This window comes from Streptococcus parasanguinis (assembly GCF_001073155.1).
Taxonomy (GTDB): domain Bacteria; phylum Bacillota; class Bacilli; order Lactobacillales; family Streptococcaceae; genus Streptococcus; species Streptococcus parasanguinis_D.
This window is the reverse complement of sequence record NZ_JVEE01000017.1, coordinates 23,066-45,881: the sequence shown is the minus strand read 5'-3', so window position 1 is coordinate 45,881 and position 22,816 is coordinate 23,066. Positions and strand designations below refer to the sequence as shown.

29 protein-coding genes and 1 tRNA gene are annotated in these 22,816 nt (G+C 39.8%); all 30 read left to right on the top strand.

All coding sequences use genetic code 11. The features are described 5' to 3' along the window. The first annotated feature begins 15 nt into the window (after positions 1-15). The 30 genes from ADH92_RS02025 (at position 16) to ADH92_RS01885 (ending at position 22,755) form a co-directional block, all read left to right on the top strand. Positions 16-462 (top strand): hypothetical protein, encoded by a 447-nt coding sequence (locus ADH92_RS02025; protein ID WP_049496611.1) that lies wholly within the window; start codon positions 16-18, stop codon positions 460-462. Positions 463-465: 3 nt separating this feature from the next. After that, on the top strand, positions 466-642 hold the full coding sequence (locus tag ADH92_RS11220; protein ID WP_192832642.1) for a hypothetical protein: 177 nt from the start codon (positions 466-468) through the stop codon (positions 640-642). 16 nt (positions 643-658) lie between these two features. Then, the gene (locus ADH92_RS02020) at positions 659-913 is read left to right on the top strand and encodes a hypothetical protein (RefSeq protein WP_049496608.1); all 255 of its coding nucleotides are present in this window, start codon (positions 659-661) and stop codon (positions 911-913) included. A 316-nt stretch (positions 914-1,229) separates the two neighbouring features. Beyond that, positions 1,230-1,448, top strand: a complete 219-nt coding sequence (locus ADH92_RS02010; RefSeq protein ID WP_049496604.1) for a hypothetical protein — start codon at positions 1,230-1,232, stop codon at positions 1,446-1,448. Between the two features lie 166 nt (positions 1,449-1,614). Further along, positions 1,615-2,064, top strand: a complete 450-nt coding sequence (locus tag ADH92_RS02005) for a hypothetical protein (protein WP_049496602.1) — start codon at positions 1,615-1,617, stop codon at positions 2,062-2,064. Positions 2,065-2,158: 94 nt separating this feature from the next. Continuing rightward, positions 2,159-2,231: transfer RNA gene (locus ADH92_RS02000), tRNA-Met, on the top strand. A 57-nt stretch (positions 2,232-2,288) separates the two neighbouring features. After that, positions 2,289-2,831, top strand: a complete 543-nt coding sequence (locus tag ADH92_RS01995) for a site-specific integrase (protein ID WP_009732616.1) — start codon at positions 2,289-2,291, stop codon at positions 2,829-2,831. 213 nt (positions 2,832-3,044) lie between these two features. Further along, the gene (locus ADH92_RS01990) at positions 3,045-3,362 is read left to right on the top strand and encodes an HNH endonuclease (RefSeq protein WP_049496599.1); all 318 of its coding nucleotides are present in this window, start codon (positions 3,045-3,047) and stop codon (positions 3,360-3,362) included. A gap of 130 nt (positions 3,363-3,492) precedes the next feature. Continuing rightward, positions 3,493-3,837 (top strand): hypothetical protein, encoded by a 345-nt coding sequence (locus ADH92_RS01985; protein WP_009732618.1) that lies wholly within the window; start codon positions 3,493-3,495, stop codon positions 3,835-3,837. Then, positions 3,834-5,474 carry a terminase TerL endonuclease subunit gene (locus ADH92_RS01980; RefSeq protein WP_049496596.1) on the top strand — a complete coding sequence of 547 codons (1,641 nt, stop codon included), beginning with the start codon at positions 3,834-3,836 and terminating at the stop codon, positions 5,472-5,474. Before ADH92_RS01985 ends, ADH92_RS01980 begins: the two co-directional genes overlap by 4 nt. Before the next feature lie 13 nt (positions 5,475-5,487). Next, the gene (locus tag ADH92_RS01975) at positions 5,488-5,745 is read left to right on the top strand and encodes a hypothetical protein (RefSeq protein WP_049496593.1); all 258 of its coding nucleotides are present in this window, start codon (positions 5,488-5,490) and stop codon (positions 5,743-5,745) included. A gap of 51 nt (positions 5,746-5,796) precedes the next feature. Beyond that, positions 5,797-6,948: a phage portal protein gene (locus tag ADH92_RS01970; protein ID WP_049496591.1), complete on the top strand. Its 1,152-nt coding sequence runs from the start codon at positions 5,797-5,799 to the stop codon at positions 6,946-6,948. Beyond that, complete coding sequence (locus ADH92_RS01965) at positions 6,929-7,699, top strand: head maturation protease, ClpP-related (protein WP_049496587.1); 771 nt, start codon at positions 6,929-6,931, stop codon at positions 7,697-7,699. The genes ADH92_RS01970 and ADH92_RS01965 overlap by 20 nt, the downstream gene beginning before the upstream one ends. 15 nt (positions 7,700-7,714) lie before the next feature. Beyond that, complete coding sequence (locus tag ADH92_RS01960; protein ID WP_049496584.1) at positions 7,715-8,827, top strand: phage major capsid protein; 1,113 nt, start codon at positions 7,715-7,717, stop codon at positions 8,825-8,827. 16 nt (positions 8,828-8,843) lie between these two features. Next, complete coding sequence (locus tag ADH92_RS01955; RefSeq protein WP_049496581.1) at positions 8,844-9,134, top strand: hypothetical protein; 291 nt, start codon at positions 8,844-8,846, stop codon at positions 9,132-9,134. Next, positions 9,128-9,313 (top strand): hypothetical protein, encoded by a 186-nt coding sequence (locus ADH92_RS01950; RefSeq protein ID WP_049496578.1) that lies wholly within the window; start codon positions 9,128-9,130, stop codon positions 9,311-9,313. The genes ADH92_RS01955 and ADH92_RS01950 overlap by 7 nt, the downstream gene beginning before the upstream one ends. Beyond that, a complete protein-coding gene (locus ADH92_RS01945) occupies positions 9,306-9,683 on the top strand; it encodes a hypothetical protein (RefSeq protein WP_049472237.1) in 378 nt (125 codons plus the stop codon). Before ADH92_RS01950 ends, ADH92_RS01945 begins: the two co-directional genes overlap by 8 nt. After that, positions 9,676-10,080: a hypothetical protein gene (locus tag ADH92_RS01940; RefSeq protein ID WP_049488161.1), complete on the top strand. Its 405-nt coding sequence runs from the start codon at positions 9,676-9,678 to the stop codon at positions 10,078-10,080. Before ADH92_RS01945 ends, ADH92_RS01940 begins: the two co-directional genes overlap by 8 nt. Then, positions 10,077-10,457 carry a hypothetical protein gene (locus ADH92_RS01935; protein ID WP_031575424.1) on the top strand — a complete coding sequence of 127 codons (381 nt, stop codon included), beginning with the start codon at positions 10,077-10,079 and terminating at the stop codon, positions 10,455-10,457. Before ADH92_RS01940 ends, ADH92_RS01935 begins: the two co-directional genes overlap by 4 nt. 14 nt (positions 10,458-10,471) lie before the next feature. Further along, on the top strand, positions 10,472-11,077 hold the full coding sequence (locus ADH92_RS01930) for a major tail protein (RefSeq protein WP_049496571.1): 606 nt from the start codon (positions 10,472-10,474) through the stop codon (positions 11,075-11,077). An 87-nt stretch (positions 11,078-11,164) separates the two neighbouring features. Then, positions 11,165-11,803 carry a DUF4352 domain-containing protein gene (locus ADH92_RS01925; protein WP_049496568.1) on the top strand — a complete coding sequence of 213 codons (639 nt, stop codon included), beginning with the start codon at positions 11,165-11,167 and terminating at the stop codon, positions 11,801-11,803. A 44-nt stretch (positions 11,804-11,847) separates the two neighbouring features. Continuing rightward, positions 11,848-12,141 (top strand): phage tail assembly chaperone G, encoded by a 294-nt coding sequence (gpG, locus tag ADH92_RS01920; RefSeq protein ID WP_049496566.1) that lies wholly within the window; start codon positions 11,848-11,850, stop codon positions 12,139-12,141. Positions 12,142-12,206: 65 nt separating this feature from the next. Beyond that, positions 12,207-12,332 (top strand): hypothetical protein, encoded by a 126-nt coding sequence (locus ADH92_RS11490; protein ID WP_275043242.1) that lies wholly within the window; start codon positions 12,207-12,209, stop codon positions 12,330-12,332. Between the two features lie 39 nt (positions 12,333-12,371). Next, entirely contained in the window at positions 12,372-16,700 is a 4,329-nt protein-coding gene (locus ADH92_RS01915; protein ID WP_049496563.1) for a phage tail tape measure protein, read from the top strand. After that, positions 16,700-17,395, top strand: coding sequence for a phage tail family protein (locus ADH92_RS01910; protein ID WP_049496559.1), 696 nt, complete (start codon positions 16,700-16,702; stop codon positions 17,393-17,395). The genes ADH92_RS01915 and ADH92_RS01910 overlap by 1 nt, the downstream gene beginning before the upstream one ends. Continuing rightward, a complete protein-coding gene (locus tag ADH92_RS10345; protein WP_053092307.1) occupies positions 17,392-21,252 on the top strand; it encodes a phage tail spike protein in 3,861 nt (1,286 codons plus the stop codon). Before ADH92_RS01910 ends, ADH92_RS10345 begins: the two co-directional genes overlap by 4 nt. Positions 21,253-21,264: 12 nt before the next feature. Beyond that, positions 21,265-21,486, top strand: a complete 222-nt coding sequence (locus ADH92_RS01900; protein ID WP_049496556.1) for a hypothetical protein — start codon at positions 21,265-21,267, stop codon at positions 21,484-21,486. Beyond that, complete coding sequence (locus ADH92_RS01895; protein WP_049496554.1) at positions 21,486-22,175, top strand: hypothetical protein; 690 nt, start codon at positions 21,486-21,488, stop codon at positions 22,173-22,175. Before ADH92_RS01900 ends, ADH92_RS01895 begins: the two co-directional genes overlap by 1 nt. Before the next feature lie 19 nt (positions 22,176-22,194). Continuing rightward, positions 22,195-22,479, top strand: a complete 285-nt coding sequence (locus ADH92_RS01890; RefSeq protein WP_049472248.1) for a DUF7365 family protein — start codon at positions 22,195-22,197, stop codon at positions 22,477-22,479. 12 nt (positions 22,480-22,491) lie between these two features. Beyond that, complete coding sequence (locus ADH92_RS01885; protein WP_049496551.1) at positions 22,492-22,755, top strand: phage holin; 264 nt, start codon at positions 22,492-22,494, stop codon at positions 22,753-22,755. Positions 22,756-22,816: the final 61 nt, after the last annotated feature.

Below are 22,816 nucleotides of genomic sequence, written 5' to 3'. Positions count from 1 at the left end.
GGAGGTGTAGGAATAATGCCAAATTGGGCCAAAGGATCTCTTAAATTAAGAGGAAGAAGCGAAAATATTTCATCAGCATTGAAAGAAATGCTATTAAGCGACACTGTAACATTAGAAGAAAAATATGATGGCACTCTACTTGAATTCAACAACACAGCTCCCTATTTTTACATCAATGGTACAAGACGAGCATTTATTGACCAAAAACAAATAGAAGTTTGGCTTGAAGAAGAATTTTGTATCGTTGAACTGGATAATTTTGAGCAAGCATGGAGTGCTATTCCAGAAAATTATCAAGAAATTTCAAGTAAGTTTGATGTTGATATTAAAATTTTTACATTTGAATGTGGCATGGGATTCACACAGGAAATTGAAATTTCAAAAGGTGAAATTATCAAAAATGTTTGTTATGAATACGACAATTATGAGTGGGAAGTTCCATTTAGCAATTTAGGAGGTTGAGGGATGAAACAACCTGAACGATACCTATCTAGATATTTTATTCTTGAACTTATTGAATATGAAGATATTATCTTCAATAAAGACAGTGAATATCACAAGCAGCAGAAGAAGGAAAAAAAGAACCCTATTTTTAAAAGGAATAAGTCCAAAAAAGATGGGCGCTATAAAATATTGAAGTAGAGGAAGAGGTAGGAATATGATAAAAAAATTATTGATCACAGTTTTTGTTTGTTTGTCTTTTATAACACTATCGGGGTGTGGAAATAAAGATATTCTTGGAACAACTTTTACTTTCAAATACGCAAAAATCAGACTAGTTGACGGACGAATTGTCGAAGGTGAAGTAAAGCAATGGGCAAAATATGACGAACAAGATAGCATTCGCGTAACTTTTGAAAATGGCGAGGAATATTACACTCACTCAAGCAATGTAATACTGTATAACAAATAGATGGGAATTAACATGAACCTACAAAACTTTATCTATTTACTATTCGCACTGGTTTGGCTCTCTGGGCTGATATGGGCCAGTGTGATAGCTTTTAAAAATAGAAAGGACAAGCGATGAGGTGTGATATATGCGGTAAGAAAATCAAGAAAGGGACTGGCATTGTTTTATATGAAAACGATAGTGTAATAGCAAACTATCACAGACACTGTTACCGTGGTAGTTCATTTTGGAAAGAACCAAGTAAGCCTCTTAACGTGAATAAAGGACGAATGAACGCAAGCAAACTGACAACTAATGATTTAAGAAAGGACAAGTAATGAGTTTAGACAATGTACATATACCAATACGGGCCAACAGAACTCTATCTATTGCCCAAATAAATGGCAAACTAGAGATCGCTGTACTTGGCATGGATGATTTATTTGTTACTGATTCATATTTTGAGGATCTGTATGATGCAGTGATGCCATTTGACAATATAAGAGATTTAAAGCGTATTATTGATCATATCATCGATGTGGAGGACAATAAATGAGGGTATATGTTGTTAGGAAATACCATGGACGCTCAAGTTGGAGCGATCCTAAACATTCAGCAAAGTATACAGAGAAAGAATTCCATGCTAGATCCGAGGCACTTGCTTATCGTGAAAGTTTAGGATTGAATGGAATTATAGAAGTGTACTGTAGGGAGGATAGTAAATGAATCTAAGAAGTCGGTTTGGGTATTTAATTTTGGCTTTGCAACAGTATCCATTCGAGAAAGAAATCAAGGAACGGATTGAAGAAATTGAAGTACCTTGGAAACCAACCGATCCAAATACAGGGATCAAGAGTAATAAGATAATGACACCGAAAGCCCTGGCCGATATTATCAAAAAAGAATCGGATCCAGAACTACATCGTCTCGAATTACTTCGAGAGGCAATCAGCACTATCAAAATTCTAACACCCGAAAAACAATGGGCTGCAATCAAAGAAGTATACATTGATGGAACTCTAACTGTTGAGGGAGCATCAATCAAATACTTACATTGTAGTAAATCACTTGCTTACAAAGAAGTGATCGAGCCGTTCTTTAGCGGACTAGAAAAGAAAATCTATGAACTTTCTGTGAACACTAAGATTAATATTAATTTGGAAAAAAGTTAAAAATACAGTCGAAAGTGTGGAAAAAATTTAAAAATAAGGTGGTAAAATTATATCATCTGGTAAAACCGAACCGATGGATCCTTATGAAACGGGTTAGGAGTTAGCTCAGTTGGTAGAGCGGTCGGGTCATAACCGGCGTGTCACAGGTTCGAATCCTGTACTCCTAATATCAGCCAAGTCAGCACAAGCTGGCTTTTTATTTTACCTAGGAAGGAGGTGGCACTGTGAACATTGTGGACCCAATCAGGGATAAGGATGATATCCAAGCTATGAAGGAATATCTGCGAGAATGGAATGAGCGGAACTACTTGCTCTTTTTATTTGGCATCAATTCCGGATTACGAGTGGGCGACATTCTTCGAATACGAGTAAAGGATGTGCAAGGTTGGTATATCAAAATCAAAGAGCAGAAGACTGGAAAAAGGAAACAGCTCAAGATGACAAAGACTTTGAAAAAAGAAGTCAGAGAGTACATCAAAGATATGCCACTGCATCATTATCTGTTTCAAAGTCGCATCGGAAAAAACAAACCACTGGACAGGCGGACAGTCGATTGGATATTGAAGACCGCAGCTATCGAGTGCGGGATTGAAAACATTGGCACCCACTCGATGAGAAAAACATTTGGCTATCATTACTACAAAAAGACTAAAGACGTGGCAATGCTCATGGATCTATTTAATCATTCATCTCCTGCAATTACGCTGAGGTACATTGGGATTAGACAAGATCAACGAGATAAAGCCATGTCTAATTTTGATTTATAGTTATCAATTAGACACAACGAGTAAAACGCTAATTAGTTTTATTAGTTGCCTGCTATTCATTTATTTTACAGGCTTTTTAAAGCTGGTGCGAATCAGACAGAATATAAGATATGTCTAATTCAAGAGAGAAAAACAACATAGTTTTCAGAAATAATATAATGAATTTCAGAAACAGATAATTGAAAGTATGAAATGTTACAGAGGATTTAAGAATTGAAAGTAGATGTTTCGACAAGAGAGAGTCGCAGAGAGTTTTATCTTTCAAGATCATGGAGACAACTGAGACTCGAAGCAATGAGTCGAGATCATTTTGAATGTGTCTGGTGTCGAGATCAGGGAAAGGTAACGACAGATAACCTCGAAGTCGATCACATCAAAGAGCTAGAATATTATCCAGAGTTTGCTCTAGATATCGACAACCTTCGTACTTTGTGCAAGGAGTGTCACAATAAGCGACATCATCGCTTTCAATTCCGCAAATCATCCAAGTTGCAAAATAAAAATTTTCGTTCTGACGAATGGTGGGGATGAAAATTTAAAATTTTGAAAAACTCAAAGACCCCCCGGTCGAAAAAAATCGAAAAAAATCGGTCTCTGGGAACCGGTGGGAGGGGTCGATTGTCCAAATGCAAAGCACTATTTTTAAAGGGGGAGGGGGCTCATGGAAGAATACTCAGAAAAAAATATAAAAGAATTGGAAAACCAGTTACTTTCCAAAATCGGCAATTTTAGCACACGAAAGAAAGATGCGATTCAGTACGAAAAAGTTCACCGCTATCTCTATCTGGTCCGTCTACTGTATGAGCTGAAAGAACGTCTCAAACAAGATGGATTAGTCATCACCGTCCACAACGGCCAACAAAGATTTCAGAAAGCGAACTCGTTGATCAAAGAAATCAATACAACCAGCAATCAGCTACTAGCGATTGAGCGATCATTTGACTTTGAGGTTGAAAATTCACCAGTGGAGAAGAAGCCACCATCAGACGGAAGTGATCTATTGTGATTTCTCACCCTTTGATTGATGAATACATCGAACTTGCCGAATCAGGAAAAATCAAAGTCAACAAAGAACGCTCACTCTTATTCAAAATCATCAAGAAAAAAATCTATCCGAGGGATGATTTATATTTTGACAATGATTTGATTGAGAAATATATCCAGTTCACCGAGAAGAATTTCTTTCCACTGGCTAAGTATCAAAAGTTCATCACGCCATTTATCTTTCTTTTTCGGAAAGAAGATGGCGAACCTCAATTTGATGAAATATTGCTGACCCTTGCTCGTGGGGGAGGAAAGAATGGTTTTATGTCCAGCCGGGACGCATTCTTCATCAGTCCTCTCTATCCTGTCAGAGATTACGATGTGACTATCACAGCTAACTCTGAGAAGCAAGGCAAGGTCTCGTTTGAGGAAGTTTATGAGACTGTCCAGCGAAGAGGATTGGAAGACCATTACTATTTGACAAAGATGTCTATTACAGGCCGAGGGAATAACTCGGTCTTTTCTTATCGGACAAACAACCCAAAGACAATGGACTCGGCTCGTGATGGCTGCCTTGAATTCGATGAAATTCACCAGTTTGAAAATGACTCTGCAGTTAAAATCCAGCGATCAGGACTTGGTAAGATTGCCCATGCTCGAACCTTTTACAACGGTACAAATGGACACGTTCGTGAAGGGTTTTACGACAAAATGATTGAAAAATCTATGAAGATCTTGAATGGCGAGCTTGACGAGTTCCGCCTATTCCCTTTTATCTGCAAGTTAGATGATCCGGAAGAAGTGGACGATATGACTAATTGGCCAAAAGCGAATCCAATGCTGGATGAGACAACACCTTATGCCAAACGTCTATTAGCTAGAACGAAAGCTGACTATGATGACTTAGAATTAGAACCATCAGGCAGACAAGAATTTATGACAAAGCGGATGAATCTGCCAGAAGCCGACATCGAAAAAGATGTGACCACTCGTGAAAAGTTAATGGCTGCATTGAGAAGCCCTGGCATAGATCTCTCAGGAAGATCTTGTGTCGCTGGTTTCGACTACGCAAGCATCAGAGACTTTGCCAGCGTTGGTCTACTCTTTAAAAACGGTGATGAATTTATCTGGAAGCAACACAGTTTTGCTAGAAAGCAATTTTTGGATATGTTTAAAATCAAAGCTCCAATCCGTGAATGGCAGGAGCAAGGGCTCTTCACTATCGTAGACGGTCCAAGTATAGATCCAAGATTACTTGTTGATAAATTGATCCAGTGGCGCAAGCTGTACAATATCGAAATTGTCTGCGCAGACGGATTTCGAATGGACTTGCTAAAACCATTGCTGGAAGAAGCTGATTTTGAGTATGAATTCTTGCGAAATCCAGGGGCGATACAGTCGAAGGTAGCTCCAATCATTGAAGATGGATTTGCGAATGAAAGATTCATTTTTGAAAACGACAAATCAATGCTCTGGTATACCGATAATACCTTTGTCAAAGAAGACAAAGACGGAAACAAGAGATTTTTGAAAAAGGAACCGTTGAGACGAAAGACTGACGGTTTCCATGCCTTTATTGCTGCTCTCTACAAGAGAGAAATCATTCAAGAAAGTACTGTTGGAGACTTTCTTGATGTGATCGAAGATTGGGAATTTTAGAAAGGACAACAAAATGAACAAACGAATGAAGAAGAAACAACAACTTGAACAAAAGATTCGAGGGCTTGAATGCGAGCTTGCTGTAGTGAGCAAAGAAAACATGGAATTGTTGAGCAAGATTGGCTCAATCACTGCTGAATTGAATACTCTGAGCCAGTCCGTGAAGCGACATGAAGATATTTGCGGTCAAAATGTCTTACAAACAAATAAAGAATTTGAATCAATCAAGAAGGAATTAAAACGCTCTAAAAAATCTTTCTTCAAACGGTAAAAAATATCCGGGTGGGTGGTAGGCATAAAATTTTAGAAAGGAGGAGGTGCCTTGGGATGGCTAAATTTATTCAAGCGAGAAGTTCCGGAACCAAGTTTTGAATTTGATGAGCTGGAGCGGATCTTTGGAAATCTGCAACTAAAGAGCTTGTCGATTGACAAGGCTGCTGAATTTGTGGCCCGTATCTTTGCAAGATCTGAGTTCAAATTTGTTGAGAATGGGAAAAAGAAGTCTACTGATTGGGATTATCTGTTAAATGTAAGGCCCAATAAAAATGAATCAGCTTCTGAGTTTTGGCAAAAGGCGGTTTATCGCTTATTGACCAAAAACGAAGTACTAATTTTCTTATCGAATGATGATCAGTTATTGATCGCTGACTCGTACATTCGACAGAAATATGCTGTGTTCGATGATACATTCACATCTGTGAGCTGTCAAAACTATACTTTCCAGAAACCATTCAAGATGAATGAAGTCATTTTCTTGCAATACAACAACAATCGTCTTCAAGAATATTTCACGCAGCTCTTCAACGATTATGAAAAACTACACACTCGACTGGTTGAAGCACTTGCACGAAACAATCAGATTCGTGGAGTACTTAGCACCAGAACGAATGCAAGTTTTGACGAATCAAAGCGTGAAAAGATGCAACGGTATGCAGACGGTCTCTTTAAATCATTTACGACAAAGACAGTAGCAATTGTCCCAGCTCAAGAAGGAATGGAATACTCAGAGCTGACCAATACTACAGGTACATCGAATTTGTCTGTAGATGAGTTGAAAAAACTTCGTAGGCAATTCGATGATGAGGTGGCAGACATCTTAGGAATTCCCACTGCGCTGATGCATGGAGACATGGCTAACCTGGAAAATAGTCAGAAGATGTTTAACAGCTATTGCTACCAGTCACTTGTGAAGAAGATGAGCGATGGTCTGAACTTTGCTTTACTAAGCAAAAGCGAGTACAAAGACAACAAGCGTCTTGTCATTGTTGGCGAAGGGCAAAGAGACAAATTCTCGCTTGCTCAAAGTATTGACAAGCTGATTTCTTCTGGTTCCATGCTTATCAATGAGGTCCGTGAGGAACTTGGCCTTGAAGCTGTACCGTGGGGCGACAAGCCTCTGATCACTAAGAACTATCAACTTGGTGAGGATGTAGAGAAGGGAGGTGAGAAAGAAGATGAAAGTGATTCCGATTAAAGGAACAATCGTGTCAAACGATGATGTTCGGCTTTATGATTGGTTTGGTTGGGACTGTACCGCTCCTAAAAATGTAGTGTTACCGGAAACGGGTGAGGACATCGAAGTCCACATCAATTCAGGAGGAGGAGATGTATATGCAGGTAGCGAAATCTATACTGCATTACGGGCCTACTCAGGGAAAGTAGTTGTTAAAATCGTGGGCATTGCTGCAAGCGCAGCGAGCGTTATCGCAATGGCTGGTGATGTAGTAGAAATTAGCCCTACTGCTCAAATGATGATCCACAACGTGTCATCACGAGTCGACGGAGACCACAACACTCTACTTCATGAAGCTGGAGTACTTGAAGGTTTTAATAAATCAATCGCAAATGCTTATGTTGATAAAACTGGAAAAGCATTAGATGATTTATTGGATCTGATGAACAAGACTACCTGGTTCGATGCTGAATCAGCAGTAAATCAAGGATTTGCCGACAGAATCATGTTTGCTGGAGAAATTGCTCCTACGTTTGCTGCAAGCGAAACTCCAATGATCCCACATGATTTTATCGACAAGATGAAGTCAGCAATGACTCCGGATGTCGATAAAATCGCTGAGCTAGTAGCTAATAAGCTGGAAGCTCGACAGATTGAAAAAGAGACTTTTGAAAATAGTGAATTCGTACAGAAGAGATTCACCCTTCCAGAAAGTCCAGAAAATAACACAAACAAGGCTGTACCTAAAGGGTTCGGTCTTTTTGCATTTTAGAAAGGAAAAATAATAATGACAATGAAATTATCAAACAAATTCAACGAAATTCGTCAGAACTTTTTGAACGCAGTGGCAAATGGTGCGCCTCAAGAAGAGCAAGCGAAACTCTACAATGAAATGATCGAGTCGATGACAAACGAAATGATGGAACAAGCTCGTCATGCTGCTCATGAGGAAGTTTCAGCAATGAATCCTTATGATGCTAAATTGACTGCCGAAGCTCGTGAATTCTTCAACGACATCGACAAAACTGCTCCTGTAGGAGTAGAAAAACTCTTCCCACAAGAAACCATTGATCGTATCTTTGACGATATGGTAAAATCTCGCCCACTCTTGCAACACATTGGATTGCGCAATGCTGGCATCCGCCTTAAATTCCTCAAATCAACCCAAACTGGTGAAGCTGTTTGGGGCAAGATCAATGGGGAAATCCAAGGTCAATTGAAACAAGCTTTCAACGAAGAAGAAGCGATCCAAAACAAATTGACTGCATTTGTAGTCATTCCTAAAGACTCTGAAAAATTCGGTCCAGCTTGGTTGCAATCATTCGTATCCGCTCAAATCACAGAAGCGTTCGCTGCTGCTTTGGAAGCTGCCTTCTTGAACGGTGACGGAGACGGCAAGCCTATCGGTCTTTCTCGTACCCTCACTGGAACTGCTGCTGGCAATAAAACAACTTTTGCAGAAAAAGAGGCCCAAACTGCAAACCTTACATTTGCTGACTCTGCAACAGTTGTCAAAGAATTGACTGCGGTGTACAAACATCACTCTGTTAAGTCTAACGGTGACCCAGTGGCGGTTGAAGGAAATGTTGTTATGGTAGTCAATCCAGCGGATGCGTGGGATGTCAAGAAACAATACACTTCCTTGAACGCTCAAGGAACGTATGTGACTGCAATGCCGTACAACTTGATCTTGGTTGAATCAGTTGCTCAAACCGCTGGTAAAGTGACTACATTCGTCAAAGGTCGATACGATGCATTCGTAGGTGGTGGAATCGAGTTTGGTCGTTTCACAGAGACTTACGCTCTCGAAGACTTGAACCTCTATACTGCTAAGCAATTTGCTTACGGTAAGGCTCATGATGAAAAGACTGCTGCTGTCTGGGTATTGAAAATTAAATAATAGGTGGTGACACCGAATGGAAGAAACAAAACAACTTCATCCGCTTCTAGGAACATTCAAGGAGCGGATGAAAATCTTTCATGATGCCGAAGACGGGAATCTTTCAAGGATGTTAGTTTCATCCGAAAAAGCAATTCTCGACTTAACAGGAGCTTTTGATTTGTCAGATTCTCGCACTGAAGAGCTTGTTTTTGAACGTGCAAGATATCTGTACAATGATCAGGTCGAGTTTTTCTTTGCAAATTTTCAAGGAGAACTCCTTGAGTTATCACTTCAAAACCACCCAATAGGAGGAAAAGAGTGCTAGAAACAATCCAAGATTTCTTTGACTTAAAAGAAAATGTTGTCCGACACGTTGGAGACATTTTTGAAGTCGATGATGATCGAAAAAACGAATTGATGAAGAAATTACCTGATTTTGTTAAAGAATACGATTTAGTAGCTTCGGAAAATCTAAACGAAGATGTAGTTGTGGAAGATGAATAAGCCTGAGTTTAAATACAAGAAACCAGAAACCAATACAAGTGAATTAAGAACTCCAGTAGAGTTTTATAACTCAAAAGTACTTGAAGGATTAGATGGCCGGGATGTGAGTTTTGAGAAAGTATTTTATACATTCGCAAAAATCTACTCACCTAGTTTAAAGGATATTGAAATTTCAACAGGTAAATCAATGACTGCAAAGATGACCTTGAAAATAAGAGATCCTTTGACAAGCTATCAACCTGATAATAAGCATTTTGTACAAGTAAATGATCACCGATTAGAAAATAAAAAATGGCAGATCATTGACGTTCGTCCCGATTATGACAACCGTGATTATTTAATTGTTGTTATTGGTGGATCAAATGACTAGTGGCGCTACATTAAGAGGCTTTGATGAAGTCATCCGGAATTTAGAAGCAAAGCTTGGCGATGCGAAAGTGAGAAGGTCTGCGAATAGAGCTTTGAAAGGCGCAGCAACTGAAACGCTTGAAGACTTTCAAGTAGCTCTAGAGGTTTTCAGAAAAACCGGAGAAACAATCGAAAGCGCAACAGTCGGAAATGTAACGGGTGCTTTTGAAGGAGTGCCAATGGTTAAGCTTGGTTTTGGCGCTGGATCACGTTGGCGGTTGGAGCATTTGAACGAATTTGGATATGCCAAAAAGGCCCATCCAAGAGGATTCGGTGTTATCCGAAGATTTTCGGAAGCCAACAAAGAAAAATTTAAATATAGGTTAGCAACTAAATTGAAAGGAGAAGGGCTTGGATGATTAAAGACAAGATATCAGAAATATATGATGCTCTGATGAGCGATGAGGAACTTTCTAAGATCACTATCAAATCATTTGAGCGCCCTGAAACCTTACCGACAGATCAGACGAGTATTGTTATTATCCCACTAGGACCACCTATCCAAAGTGACCAGGGAAGTAATACAAGCTTTTCGAAAACATTTCTTTATCAAATTAACGTTGAATCGACCAACCGAATTGAATGCAAAAAATTGCAAGGGTTAGTCGAAAAGGTGATGGAATCGCAAGGATTCTACCAAATTGCTGGGGGTCTAGATGAATGGATCCCTGAAATCAAACGCTATGCAGATGCCAGAACTTACAAAGGGAAGAGCAAGCTGTATGACGATTATTAGAAAGGAAATTTAATATGACACAACAAAAACAAGGAACTGCTACAGTTGGTTTTAAAAGCCTTACAGTTCGAATTTTGGATGGGAATCAAACCCCAACAGAGGGAGAAAACCTCTTTATCATCCAAGGTAAAAAAGGAGAAGGTGCGACTCAAACCGCAAAAATCTCTGGTCTTGCCGTTGACCCTACAAAAACATTTGGAAGCAATATCGCCTACCATGTGAATAACCGTGGAGTCGGAGATGTCAAGGTAGACCTTGGTCTCTTGGACATTCCAGTAGCGCTTTACGTTAAAGCTCTCGGCTATGAAAACGATGATGACATCCTTGACTTTGGAGCTGACACAGTTTCAAAAGATGTTGCGATCTTGCTCGAATCAAACACTGCAGATGGTGGTGGAGCTTACTACGGATTCTACAAAGGAAATCTGTCAATGGATGCAATCGATCTTAACACGATCAAAGATAAAGCTGATGAGCTTGCTACTACAGATGTATCATTTGCAGCAGGCGCAAGCACTGATGAGCAAACTAAGAACAAGTACGGTACAATGTACTTTGGTAGCGATGAAACAAAAATCAAGAAATTGAAAGCAAAACTTGGTATGGCAGTCGCAGGATAATAATTGGGGCATTTAGCCCCTTTATTTATCTTTATATCGTTGTAAACCTTTACAATTATTGATATAATAAGTTGTGGAGGTTTTGTTATGAAAAATAAGAAAAATACAGTTTTAATAACATTAACAATTATGATCACTCTAGTTTCCATTGTACTTGCTATTATGCTCGTAAATTCCAACAATCAACTTTCTAAGACACACAAGGAATTAGAGAGCGTAAAGGAAGAGAAGGACAGAGCTGTCATGGTAAAAGATAAGCTCTCTACATACGTATCAAACGTAGATCACGATTTATTTCTGGAAGCAAATGATTTCGTTCTTGGAATGAATTCATTGACTAGCTACAAATTTGGGGACGGAGTTCTATTTGACAAAACTCAAATCACAGTCAACGAACCCAAAAAACAAACCTCTGGAATGCTGGCAATGGAGCATGACTCTAATAGTTTTATACCAGTTACAGTAACTTTGGTTATTACCAATAACGATTCTTCAAACATTGAAATCAATCCAGGGAAAATGCTTGTAAGTGATGATAAAGGAAATTATCTCGCATACGACTCAGTTATCACTAATGACGACACTGTTGCAGTCCAATCTAAAAAAAGTGTTGTGATTAGAGCTGGAGGAAAGGCAACTATCGCAATAGTCTATGCAATGAATAAAGATAATTCGAATAATGATGTTAATAAAATTGAATTTTTAAATAAAATTTGGACAAAATAAAATAAGCACCATTCGGTGCTTTTTTAATTATAGAAAGGCAAACAATGTCAAAAATTACATTTACCATGAAGAACGAAGCTGGAGAAGATGTACTTTACTCTAGTAAAGAAATTACTACTCGCGATTATCGTGATTACCTTGTATTGAACGACTCACTCACATCAGATAAGACAGAAGTTGAAAAATTGGATCAACAATTAGGCTTCATTGAGTCACTATTTGAAAATGTGACAGTAGAGCAATTGCTAGAACATACTGATTTTGCAAGAATCATCGAAGTGTTCACAGAAATTTATGCTCATCTTGTGGGTGATGTGGACCCAAAGGGGAAAAAATAGATCCTAGAAATGTATTAAAACGTTTCTACAAATTCGTTAAGGAAGTTGCTGATGGACCATATAATATGAATGTCCATGATGTGATGGAATTAAGCTGGGAAGATCTGATCGGAATTATTGATCTTGATAAAGATCAAACCGAAAATGCGTCTTTAGATCTAGCTGACATTTTTGGAGAAATAGAAGCATAAAGCCTCTTTGGGCTTTTTTTGTTTGTAAAAGGAGGAAAAATGGCAGGTGGAACGCCACTAGGACAAATGTATATTGAGCTAGGGCTGGACGTGTCAAAGTTCAGCCCTAGCTTAACAAGTGCAAAGAACGCTGTGAAGTATTTCCAAAATAATGTCAAAGCGCTCGACAGCACATTGAAAAACAATGGTAAGAGTACAGAACTCCTCAAAGCAAAATACAAGTCTTTAGGACAAGCCATTGAAGCACAGAAAAAAGTACTCGATCAAATGAAGCAGAACTTCGACAAGCTCGATCCTGGATCTGCTAAATTTGACAAAGCTGCTGCTGATATTGAGCGAGAAAATGCTAAGTTATCAGCAATGGAAGGGCAACTGTACAAAGTTGAACAAGCATTGAAGGCTGTAGGCCGTGAAAATAGCTTTTCAGGTAAAATGGAAGCCCTTGGGAAGAATTTGGTTAAAAGTGGAGATCACATTCAAACATTCGGTAAGAAAGTTTCTGATTTTGGTGGGACATTGACAAAAGGTGTCAGTGCTCCATTGATTGCAAGTGCTGGATTTGCCTTAAAAGCTGCAATCGACTATGAAACGGCATTTGCAGGAGTCAAAAAGACTGTAGATGGAACACCGCAACAGTTTGATAAGCTGTCTGCTAGTATTCGTGAGATGGCAAAAGAAATGCCTTCAAGTGCAGTTGAAATTGCCAATGTTGCGGAAGCAGCTGGACAATTAGGGGTGCCAATTGGAGCAATCAAGGACTTTTCAAAGACCATGATCAATCTTGGTGTTTCTACCAACTTGAGTTCTGAAGAAGCAGCATCATCAATTGCTAAAATCGGAAATATCATGCAAGTTTCTGGAAAAGATCTGGGTACATGGTCTGCGCACTTTGGATCAGCGGTAGTAGATCTTGGTAACCATTTTGCAACAACAGAACGTGATATTGTCGAAATGACCAATCGTTTGGCAGCAGGCGGTAAACTAGCTGGTCTGACCACACCAGAAATTTTAGGTCTTGCCACTGCAATGAGTAGCGTAGGTATAGAAGCTGAAGCAGGTGGAACTGCGATGAACCAGACACTTACTGGTATCGGGAAAGCTGTTGCTGGAGTTGGCAAAGGAGCAAAAGAAAAACTTCAACTTATTGCAAGCACAGCAGGAATGACAGCAGAACAATTTTCTACTGCATGGAAGAAAAAACCAGCTGAAGCTTTGCAAGCATTTATTAAAGGACTCCAGAAAGCTCATGAAGAAGGCAAAAACATGGATGGCATCCTTGCTGAACTCGACATGTCTGGAATTCGTCAAGGGAACATGCTCAAATCACTAGCTTCTGCGTCTGACAAGATGGGAGAAGCTGTACGTAGGTCAAATAGTGCGTGGAAAGAAAATACAGCTCTTACTACCGAAGCTCAAAAACGCTATGAAACGACAGAATCTCAATTAAAAATTTTTAAAAACCAGATCACTGATTTGGCAATTGAATTTGGTGGACCGCTTCTGAAAGCAATGAATTCCGGTTTGCAGGCTGCAAAACCTTGGGTTCAAAAATTGGCTGATATGGCTAAAGCATTTAGCGAAATGAGCGAGTCTCAGCAGCAGAATATCATCAAATGGGGACTTCTTGCAGCAGGCGCAGGACCAGCCTTATCTATTCTTGGTAAAGGTATCGGAGTTATCGGAGGTATCACTAAAGGTATCGGATTCCTTACTCAAGGAATTGGTAAAGTCGGAGGTGGGCTTTCTGTATTAGGCAAGACATTCCAACTATTTAAACAAGGTAGTAGTCTTTCTTCTGCATTCAAAACTGCAACCAGTGGCATCACTGCGACAAGTACTGCTGCAGAAGGTGCAGTAGCTTCCACTGGCTTATTAGCAAAAGGGATCGCACTGCTTGGGAACCCTGTCACTTGGGGAGTCCTAATAGGCGGTGTTGCTGTTGGTGTGATTGCTGCAGTGGCCAAAGAAATGGCAGACGCAGACGAGAGGACTCGGACCTGGGGAACTTCGGTAAACAAGGTCCAAGCAGAGGAACTATCGAAATTAAAAGCTAAAATCGATGATGCCCATCAAGCAATGATTGGTTTTGGAAACGGTGGATCTCAAGCCGTTGAAAATGTCCGTAAGAGTGTGCAAGGACTTTCGAGCGATCTGCAAAAGGCAATTGATAAGGATCTCCAACGCACTCAAAAAAACCTTGAGAAAATTGGAGCTTCTGAAGAAGTCCAAAAACGTGCTGTAGCACAAGCAGAACAGCAGAAGAAAAACGTACAGACAATGACTGATGAGATCATCCAGATCTACCAAAATGCGTCTGACAAAAAACGTAAGATCACTCGTGAAGAACAAGCTCTCATTTACGACTACGAGAACCAATTTATCAACAAACAACTGGAAATACAGAAATTTTCTGCAGATGAGCGCACAGCCATCATCAAAGCGATGAATGGTCAAATAAACGACTTGAACGAAACCCAGCTAAGGAAAGGATCCGGAGTCGTTGCTAAATGGTTGAAAGATGAGATCAAACTCTACGAAGACCAGACAAAAGCTTTAAAAGAAGAGTATGACAAAGGAACTCTCAATAAAGCTGAATATAACCAAAAAATGGAAGAGTTAAGTGCTCAACATAAGTCCAAAATGGAAGCATTCGGCCGTGAGTATGCTGCTCTTCAAAAGAAACTGAGCGAAAAAGTCCCTCTCAATTTTGGTGATGATCGACAACGTGACTTGTATTTTAGAGAGTTACGAAAGAGCTGGGCCGAACTTGGGCTTGATTACGATAAGATGATGGCTAAGGCAGATCAATTTGCTGACATCGTAGGTCGTTCATCCGGTCTTGTGGCTAAAAGTGTCCAGAATATGTCACAAGAGACAAGAGATGCAAATCTCTTGTGGAACGGAATGGTATTTGATCCTAAAACTGGACAAGTCAAGACCAATGCTCAGGAAGAAGTCACAAAAGCATTGCAGGCTGAGAACGGTTGGGAGAATATGCAATTTATTCTCAAGCATGCCAATCTTGAAACAAATGCCAAGATGACAATCGGTGAAGCATTGGTTGAAGTCGGTAAATGGGACAGCCTAACTCCAGCAGAAAAAGAGTTAGTAGTTGGCAACAATCAAGGTATGCAAGCCATCCTTGATAATAAAACATTGTTAGAACAATACAATGCTATGCCAGCGGAAGTTAAAGAACTCTTAATGAAGAATACTGACTTCCTATCATCGGGTGAACGTGCTACTGCGATCATTGAGCGTTGGAATACACTCACACCAGAGCAGAAAGAACTGATCTTAAAAGATGCTGCGAGCGATAAGGCCGAACGTGTAAAACTGGCAGTTGATTCGTTAACTGGTATGGCTCACGTAGTTAACTTGGATGCAGAAGACAAGACCAAGAGCGCTATCGCTAGTGCAATGTCTAGTATCTTAACACTACCTACCGACCATAAGACGGACTTGATTGCAACTCCAGACGGTGTAACGCTTGGAACTAACCAAGCAATGGGCGCTTTAGGATTATATAACGGATTTAACGTACCAACAAAACAAATTACCGCTGATCCAAGCAATGCGAATAATGCTGCACAGCAAGCGATTAACAAACAGCAAGAATGGAATAACACTCCAAGCCCTGTTAAACCACAATTAGGTGATCCAACGGGTGCTATCACTGCTGCACGACAAGCGATTGATAATCAAAACGCTTGGAACGCTACACCAAGCCCAACTAAGTCCATAACAGGCGATAGCACTAGTGCGGTTAATGCTGCGAACAGTGCCACCAACGCTATCAACGGCATCCCAACAAGTCACCACACGGCTATCACAGCTACAGAAGTAGTAAATAAAGTAGTTAACTCATTCTCCCGTGTTTTTGGATCAAGACACGAAAAAGGTACGAACTTCCACGAAGGTGGACTCGCAATGGTCAATGACCAGCGAAATGCGGTCTATAAAGAAATGGTAACATTACCAGACGGAAGCTCATTTATACCAGATGGACGGGATGTTGTCCTCAATCTGCCTCGTGGATCAAAAGTATTGCGAGCTGATAGAACTAAGCGACTGATGAAAAATCTTGGTTTCCCAAGATACGCAACTGGTGTTGGTATCCCGGAAGATGCCAAATTCTTGCAAGAAATGAAAAATGCCAGCCAGCAATTTTTATTTAAAGAAACATCCAACGGAAATAGCTACAGTGGTGAAAATATCGTTGCTGAGATCGCAATTCTGAGAGCAAGTTTAGAAAAGATCCTTACTGCTATCCTTGAAAAACCATCAGAAACCTATCTGGACGGTGATGTTTTAGCGCAAAACAGCTATCAAAGATATTCTAAAATCATGGCAAGGGAGGGAATCTAATGTTTAACATGATTATAAATGGATTTGACACTGGATCAATCCCAAACTGCTATGTGACGGATTTCGGAGAAGACCAGACGGCCACACCAAGGGTCGAATCAAATACAATTTACGGAGCTAACGGAGATTACAATCTTTATGATGGAGCTTATGACGGGTACGATAAGACAGTAAGTCTATACGTTGTCAAAACAAGCGAAATCGAAACGATTGTCAATCAATTCAAACCAGAGGAAAATAAAATAGAGTTTAGTCACCGACCAGGCTCTATTTTTTATGCCGATTTTCAAAGCGCATCATTTAAGCAAAATGGTTTGCATGCGTGGACTTTAGAAATCAAGTTAAAGATGCATCCATTCCGCTACTTAAATAATGATGCCGTAGTCACTTTGACAGGTAACGGCACAGTAAACAATCCAGGAACGGTATATTCTGAACCAGTTATCACAATTGAAGGCAATGGAGATGTATCTCTCACTATCGGGAAGCAAACCATGCAACTCACGATTGATACAAAAGCAACAATTGACTGCCGTCATAAAAAACAAAATGTCTATGACAAAAATGGAAATCTGAAAAATACATTGAGAAAAAGAGGTGGATTCTTCGAAATTGCTCCAGGTACGTCTGGTATTGCAGTTTCAGGAACTGTTTCAAAAATCACAATAAAAGGAAATTGGAGGTATAAAGTATGATCTATCTGCAAGAGGGTAACTTCCCTCTTAATGAAGCATTTAGCTCTGAAATTATCCAGGAAGCTAACAGCACCTATCAACTTACCTTTAAATTTCCAACCTCAGACCCCAAATGGGCATTGTTAACCCCAGAAACAGAACTAGTTGCTGATGACTTGCACGGAGAACAGTACTTTACAATCTTTGAAGTCGAAAAGCAACATGGATATGTCACTGTATACGCTAATCAAGTAGCTACATTGTTAAATGGTTATTCTATCAACAAGATCAATGTCGATCGAGTGAATGGGGCAACTGTAATGAATGCGCTTGTTGCCGGATTTAAACGAGAAACACCATTTACATTTTTCTCTGATGTGATGTCAAAACACACCCTCAATCTTAAAGACGTCTCAGCGATGGAAGCCTTGGCCAAAGACAAGCACTCCATCGTTGGGCAGTGGGGTGGAGATCTTGTCCGGGATAAGTACAGTGTCCGATTGCTAGAAAATGGTGGAATCGAAAACGAATCATTGTTTTCCTACAAGAAAAACATGAAGTCGTTTCAAGGGTCGAAATCCACTAAAGAGTTGAGAACACGGATCCATTTTAAAAAGGTTATCGAAGCGCACGAGGAAGGAAAGAAAGATCAGATCCTAACCGTGACCATTGATAGCCCACTGATCAATAAATACAAGCATATCTACGAAGCAGATATGGAAGTACAAGATCAGGATGTAGTGGATCAAAAAACACTTGAGGAATACGGCAAGCGCTATTTCCGTGAAACTCTGTGTGACATGATCGAAGAAAGTCTTGAGATTGATGTTGTAGGCCAGGCAGATCAACCAGTACACATGTTCGATATCGTGAGCATCTTCCACGAGAACTACGATGTCGATTTGCGAAAAAAGATCACGAAATACAAGTTTAATCCAATGAGCATCAAACTTGTTAGCATCGGATTTGGTGAAGTTACTAGAAGTTTAGCAGACTCTATCTCAGGAATGGTCAACGATTCTGTAGATAAGAAAATGAAGTCTTATGATGCAGAATACGAAGCGAAAGTGCAGAAGCTTGTAAATAATGCCAATGCTGAGTATGACAAGCAAGCAAAAGAGCTGGAACATAAAATCACAGATGGGATCGAACAAGCCAAAGCGCAAGCTGAAGTAGTCAAGCAAGAAATTTCAGCACAAGTCACTCAGAAGATCGCAGCAGCAAACCAAGCAAACAAGAATGAAATTGTAGAAGAGTTTAAAGCTCAGTACAATGGCATCGAAGTTAATATGCAAGGTTTGAAAACTACTACTGATCAATTAAAGACTAGCGATGCTGATATCCAGAAGTTGATCAATGATTTCAAGGCTCAAACGCAAAGCCAATTTGTTGGGATCCAAGGCGCACAATCCAGATTTGAGCAGACGACTGAAAAAGCTATCTTCGACCTAACCAATGTGACGACTGGTAAAGCAGATCGTTCCTATGTTGAACAAACAGTTAATGGTATCAAAGAAGAGTTCACCACAATTGGAGTTAGTGGCGGCCCTAACATGCTCAGGAACTCAAGGGCAGATGAGGGACTGAAATATTGGACTGAAACAAATGGAAAGATGAGTTTTACAGCTCACACCTTTTATTTTAACGGCCAAAAGAGAATGTTTTCTTTAAGACCAGGAGCAATTGTTCAAAGTCCACATTTTATCGTTAAACGTAACGCTGACTATATGCTCAACATGCTCGGTTTTGACGCTAATTCAAAGAGTTTTAAAGTTTATTTTTGCAAACGTAAAAAGGGAAGTACAGCGGATTTTGAAGGAAAACAATTAATTTTCGAAAAAAACGGAAGCCCGATTTTTGATAGCTCTATGGCTGTTAAAAAATCATTTAAGTTTAATGTAGGTGATTTTGACGATGGCTACTTGCAATTTGAATACGTTGGAAATGACAACGGCAGATGGGCCGGCCTATTTATGACAGAGCTTGACTTCTATGAGGGTACAAATGACCGCAAATGGCAACCTGCTCCAGAAGATCAAAATTATCTAGTTGAGCAAGCACAGGCCACTTTTGAGAAGACAGTTGAAGGCCTATCCACTCAATTAACTAAATTAGAGACAAAGACCGGTCCAAGTGGTGAACTTGAACAGCGCATGTTGACATACTCTGAAAAGGCTGCTGTAGATGCCCTGAAAGCAACAAGGCAGATTCTAGAGCAAGGCTACATAGCAAAAGCTAAATATGAGGAAGATGTAGCTGGAATCAATCGAAGATTTGAAAGTGTTGCAACAGATACAACACCAGACAATCTTATCAGATTTGCGGACACATTAGCTGAATACAGTGTGTCTAATAATAATAATAATAATAATAGGCTTTCAAGGCCGGAAGACGGAATCTTCAAAATGAAAATTGATGGGTCTCCGTCCACAACATGGCTAGGACCTTGTTTCCCAATCTATATTGATCGCATTTTGCAAGGTGATGTATACTCTATCGCATTTGATTACATGATCAAGTCTGGTGTAGAGGTAGACAAAGGCCTAGAGTTTTCATTAAAAAACCATTCAAACAATACTGCCATATTTGTTCAAGGTTTTGCTGACAAAAATACACAGAAAGATAGGTGGATTCGAGCAGAATTCCATTTCACTGCCGATCGTGATTTTGAGTTTAACAAAACAGGAAATTTCCCATTCTACATCTATGCTATAAATAACGGAGAGTTTTGGGTACGAAATCCAATTTTAGTCCGTGGATCTAAGATTCCAGCATTTAGGCCCAGTCCACTGGATAAAGCTGGCACTTCAGAGACTAAAATTGAGTCTAAGATTGCCGAATACAAACAGACCGTAGATGGGCAATTCACAACAATTACCAGCCAAATTGGTGATATGGTGAGAAAAACGGATATCCAAATCACACCAAGTCAAATTTCCTTCGGTACTGGTAAGAGTATTAACGGAAGAACGATCAGCTCCTTAATGGTACAAGAGCCAGAGTCTATTGCTTTAATTGCAAAATTGATTAAAGTAAAAGGGGACATGGTAGTCGATGGATCTATTTTGGGTCGTCACATTGCAAGCGAGAGCGTGGAAACTGGGCACATGAAGGCTGGATCAGTCACCACACCGATTTTAGCCTCAAACTCAGTAACGGCTGATAAAATGCTAGTAGATTCTGCCATGATCAACAAGTTGGTAACTAATCAGGCATTCATCAGGGAATTAATGGCCCAAAAAGCCTTTATCGCACAACTAGCTTCGATTGATATTTCTGCAAATCGCTTTACTGGAGATCGCATACAGTCATCAGATGGATCCCTTCTGTTTGATTTAGTTAAAAATCAATTAACTATGTCAAGTAATACAGCGGCTATCGTGAGGGAAGATGCAGGATATCCAACACACTTTATAAGATACGAGTCTAGCATTGAACAGAATCAGAAACATTCGAGGACGATTATTGGCAGTAATCGGAACGGTTCGAAAAATTGGAATTCTGTCTCTTTTGCAGGAGTTGTGATCGACAATAATTCAAACAATGGGGTTGATAAAGTTTTTCAGTACGGGGACTACAACCACATGCGTCACGCTTCGGGTGATGATGGCTGGAATTTTAGTGTGGTAACTCAAACGTTAACGCCGGGCATTTGGAATAAAAATTCTGAAATTTGGTGTAGGCATTTTGTCATTCCGAAAAAAACAAAGTCGGATACAGACATCCCGACCGAGTTTATCCGTCTGGACGAAAGTGTTGCTGCTTTATGGAAATTGTGGGCCCATGCCCTCGGCCAAATAAACATGACCGACGCAATGAAATCGAAAGTGAAAAGCATGCTAAACACCTTCTCTTACAATCGAGATCACATTATATAATGGAGTAAATAGATGGAAGAAAATATATACGTAGCAATCATCACTGATTTAGCCAACCAATTGGCAAATAAGACAGTCAACGAAGCCGAATTTAAGGCACGATTGACACAGTCACAGCAACTTGTAGCGCAACTTGCTCAGGAAGTTGAGAGCTATCGCTCTGTCCTAGAGTCAGATAAGGACTTGAAGGATCTTTTTGAAGAAATCAAGAACAAAAACGAGGTAACTAAATAATGGATTACAAAGTACAATTTAAATCATACGATGCAGTAGCTAACACTACAAAGGTAGCAATCAAGCAAGGCTTCCCGTACCGGGTCTTTGAGGAAATTTTGCCAACAAACCGCATGACCGAAGATGATGCTGCATTGGTCGAAGCAGTATTGAACATCGTCCGAATGGAACTTGACACATCTGGCGCAGTCGTAGCAATCAAGAAAGAATTAGACAAATCTGTCGAAGCTAACAATGATGCTATTGCCAAAATCCAAGCTCTCACCAAGGATAACGAAGAAAAAGCGAACCAAATCCAGAAGATCAAGGACGTTGCTGATTGGAATCTTTTAGCTCGTGTAACAGATGTTGACAATCCAATGGATCCTACAATATTTAAGCGTGGACTTGAGTTAGTAGATCTTGGACAAGTTGGGAAAACATATCAACCACAAGAAATCTTTACTGTTGAAGATCCAAATCATACAGAAGCATTTGGTGAAGGCAAGCGTGTCATGATCCAAGTGACCGAAACATTTACTTATCAAGGCGAAACTTTGGATCAATTAAACAGCCTTTATCAAAATGGTAAAATCGGCATCTGGAAATGGACGAAACCAAAAGAAGAGAAGGAAGAAAAGCCAGGACAACCTTCTGGCGACCTTGAAACTCAACCTGTGGCGACAGCTACACCACAACCAACAATTTAATTAGAGAGGGGCGTGATCTATGATCCACTTTACACCAGAAGATATCTCGATGATGGTCGGATTTGTCGGGATCTTACTTGGAATATACGGCAATTTTAAAGGAAGTGTTGTGGCGCAAGAAAAACGCATGGTCGTGATCGAGAAAGACATCGAAAACATGCGTGATTTTCGTCTGACGGCTGTTAGACGATTAGATAACCACGATGAACAGAATAAGTCTCTATTGATCCTCGCAGAGCAGGTCAAAGCCTTAAGCGAGGATATGAAGGAACTTAAAGCATTAATTCAAAATAAAAATAATTAAGAGGTAACTACTATGAACAAAATTAACTGGTCAGTACGCTTGAAGAATAAAAACTTTTGGCTTGCACTCGTTCCAGCTCTTGCATTGCTATTTCAAGCCTTTGCAGATATCTTTGGCATTAAGTTAGAATTTGGGCAAACCGTTGATAAAATCTTAGTATTTGTCAATGTATTGTTTGCATTCCTTGTTTTGGTCGGTGTCGTCAATGACCCAACAACCGCTGGATTGAGCGATTCAAGCCGTGCTTTGGGATATGAAGAACCTAACCAAGATTAACATAAAGGAGGCGGTCTTTTGACTACTCAAAAACAATTATTAGATACGTTAGATAGCGTAG

What these genes read in the sequence shown, in the direction of transcription:
- ADH92_RS01885 (WP_049496551.1), top strand. Translation starts at nt 22,492, where the DNA reads ATGAACAAAATTAACTGGTCAGTACGCTTGAAGAATAAAAACTTTTGG.
- ADH92_RS02025 (WP_049496611.1), top strand. Translation starts at nt 16, where the DNA reads ATGCCAAATTGGGCCAAAGGATCTCTTAAATTAAGAGGAAGAAGCGAA.
- ADH92_RS02005 (WP_049496602.1), top strand. Translation starts at nt 1,615, where the DNA reads ATGAATCTAAGAAGTCGGTTTGGGTATTTAATTTTGGCTTTGCAACAG.
- ADH92_RS01935 (WP_031575424.1), top strand. Translation starts at nt 10,077, where the DNA reads ATGATTAAAGACAAGATATCAGAAATATATGATGCTCTGATGAGCGAT.
- ADH92_RS02010 (WP_049496604.1), top strand. Translation starts at nt 1,230, where the DNA reads ATGAGTTTAGACAATGTACATATACCAATACGGGCCAACAGAACTCTA.
- ADH92_RS11490 (WP_275043242.1), top strand. Translation starts at nt 12,207, where the DNA reads ATGAATGTCCATGATGTGATGGAATTAAGCTGGGAAGATCTGATCGGA.
- ADH92_RS01890 (WP_049472248.1), top strand. Translation starts at nt 22,195, where the DNA reads ATGATCCACTTTACACCAGAAGATATCTCGATGATGGTCGGATTTGTC.
- ADH92_RS01960 (WP_049496584.1), top strand. Translation starts at nt 7,715, where the DNA reads ATGACAATGAAATTATCAAACAAATTCAACGAAATTCGTCAGAACTTT.
- ADH92_RS01930 (WP_049496571.1), top strand. Translation starts at nt 10,472, where the DNA reads ATGACACAACAAAAACAAGGAACTGCTACAGTTGGTTTTAAAAGCCTT.
- ADH92_RS01925 (WP_049496568.1), top strand. Translation starts at nt 11,165, where the DNA reads ATGAAAAATAAGAAAAATACAGTTTTAATAACATTAACAATTATGATC.
- ADH92_RS11220 (WP_192832642.1), top strand. Translation starts at nt 466, where the DNA reads ATGAAACAACCTGAACGATACCTATCTAGATATTTTATTCTTGAACTT.
- ADH92_RS01940 (WP_049488161.1), top strand. Translation starts at nt 9,676, where the DNA reads ATGACTAGTGGCGCTACATTAAGAGGCTTTGATGAAGTCATCCGGAAT.
- gpG (WP_049496566.1), top strand. Translation starts at nt 11,848, where the DNA reads ATGTCAAAAATTACATTTACCATGAAGAACGAAGCTGGAGAAGATGTA.
- ADH92_RS10345 (WP_053092307.1), top strand. Translation starts at nt 17,392, where the DNA reads ATGATCTATCTGCAAGAGGGTAACTTCCCTCTTAATGAAGCATTTAGC.
- ADH92_RS01945 (WP_049472237.1), top strand. Translation starts at nt 9,306, where the DNA reads ATGAATAAGCCTGAGTTTAAATACAAGAAACCAGAAACCAATACAAGT.
- ADH92_RS01965 (WP_049496587.1), top strand. Translation starts at nt 6,929, where the DNA reads ATGAAAGTGATTCCGATTAAAGGAACAATCGTGTCAAACGATGATGTT.
- ADH92_RS01915 (WP_049496563.1), top strand. Translation starts at nt 12,372, where the DNA reads ATGGCAGGTGGAACGCCACTAGGACAAATGTATATTGAGCTAGGGCTG.
- ADH92_RS01985 (WP_009732618.1), top strand. Translation starts at nt 3,493, where the DNA reads ATGGAAGAATACTCAGAAAAAAATATAAAAGAATTGGAAAACCAGTTA.
- ADH92_RS01975 (WP_049496593.1), top strand. Translation starts at nt 5,488, where the DNA reads ATGAACAAACGAATGAAGAAGAAACAACAACTTGAACAAAAGATTCGA.
- ADH92_RS01895 (WP_049496554.1), top strand. Translation starts at nt 21,486, where the DNA reads ATGGATTACAAAGTACAATTTAAATCATACGATGCAGTAGCTAACACT.
- ADH92_RS01910 (WP_049496559.1), top strand. Translation starts at nt 16,700, where the DNA reads ATGTTTAACATGATTATAAATGGATTTGACACTGGATCAATCCCAAAC.
- ADH92_RS02020 (WP_049496608.1), top strand. Translation starts at nt 659, where the DNA reads ATGATAAAAAAATTATTGATCACAGTTTTTGTTTGTTTGTCTTTTATA.
- ADH92_RS01900 (WP_049496556.1), top strand. Translation starts at nt 21,265, where the DNA reads ATGGAAGAAAATATATACGTAGCAATCATCACTGATTTAGCCAACCAA.
- ADH92_RS01955 (WP_049496581.1), top strand. Translation starts at nt 8,844, where the DNA reads ATGGAAGAAACAAAACAACTTCATCCGCTTCTAGGAACATTCAAGGAG.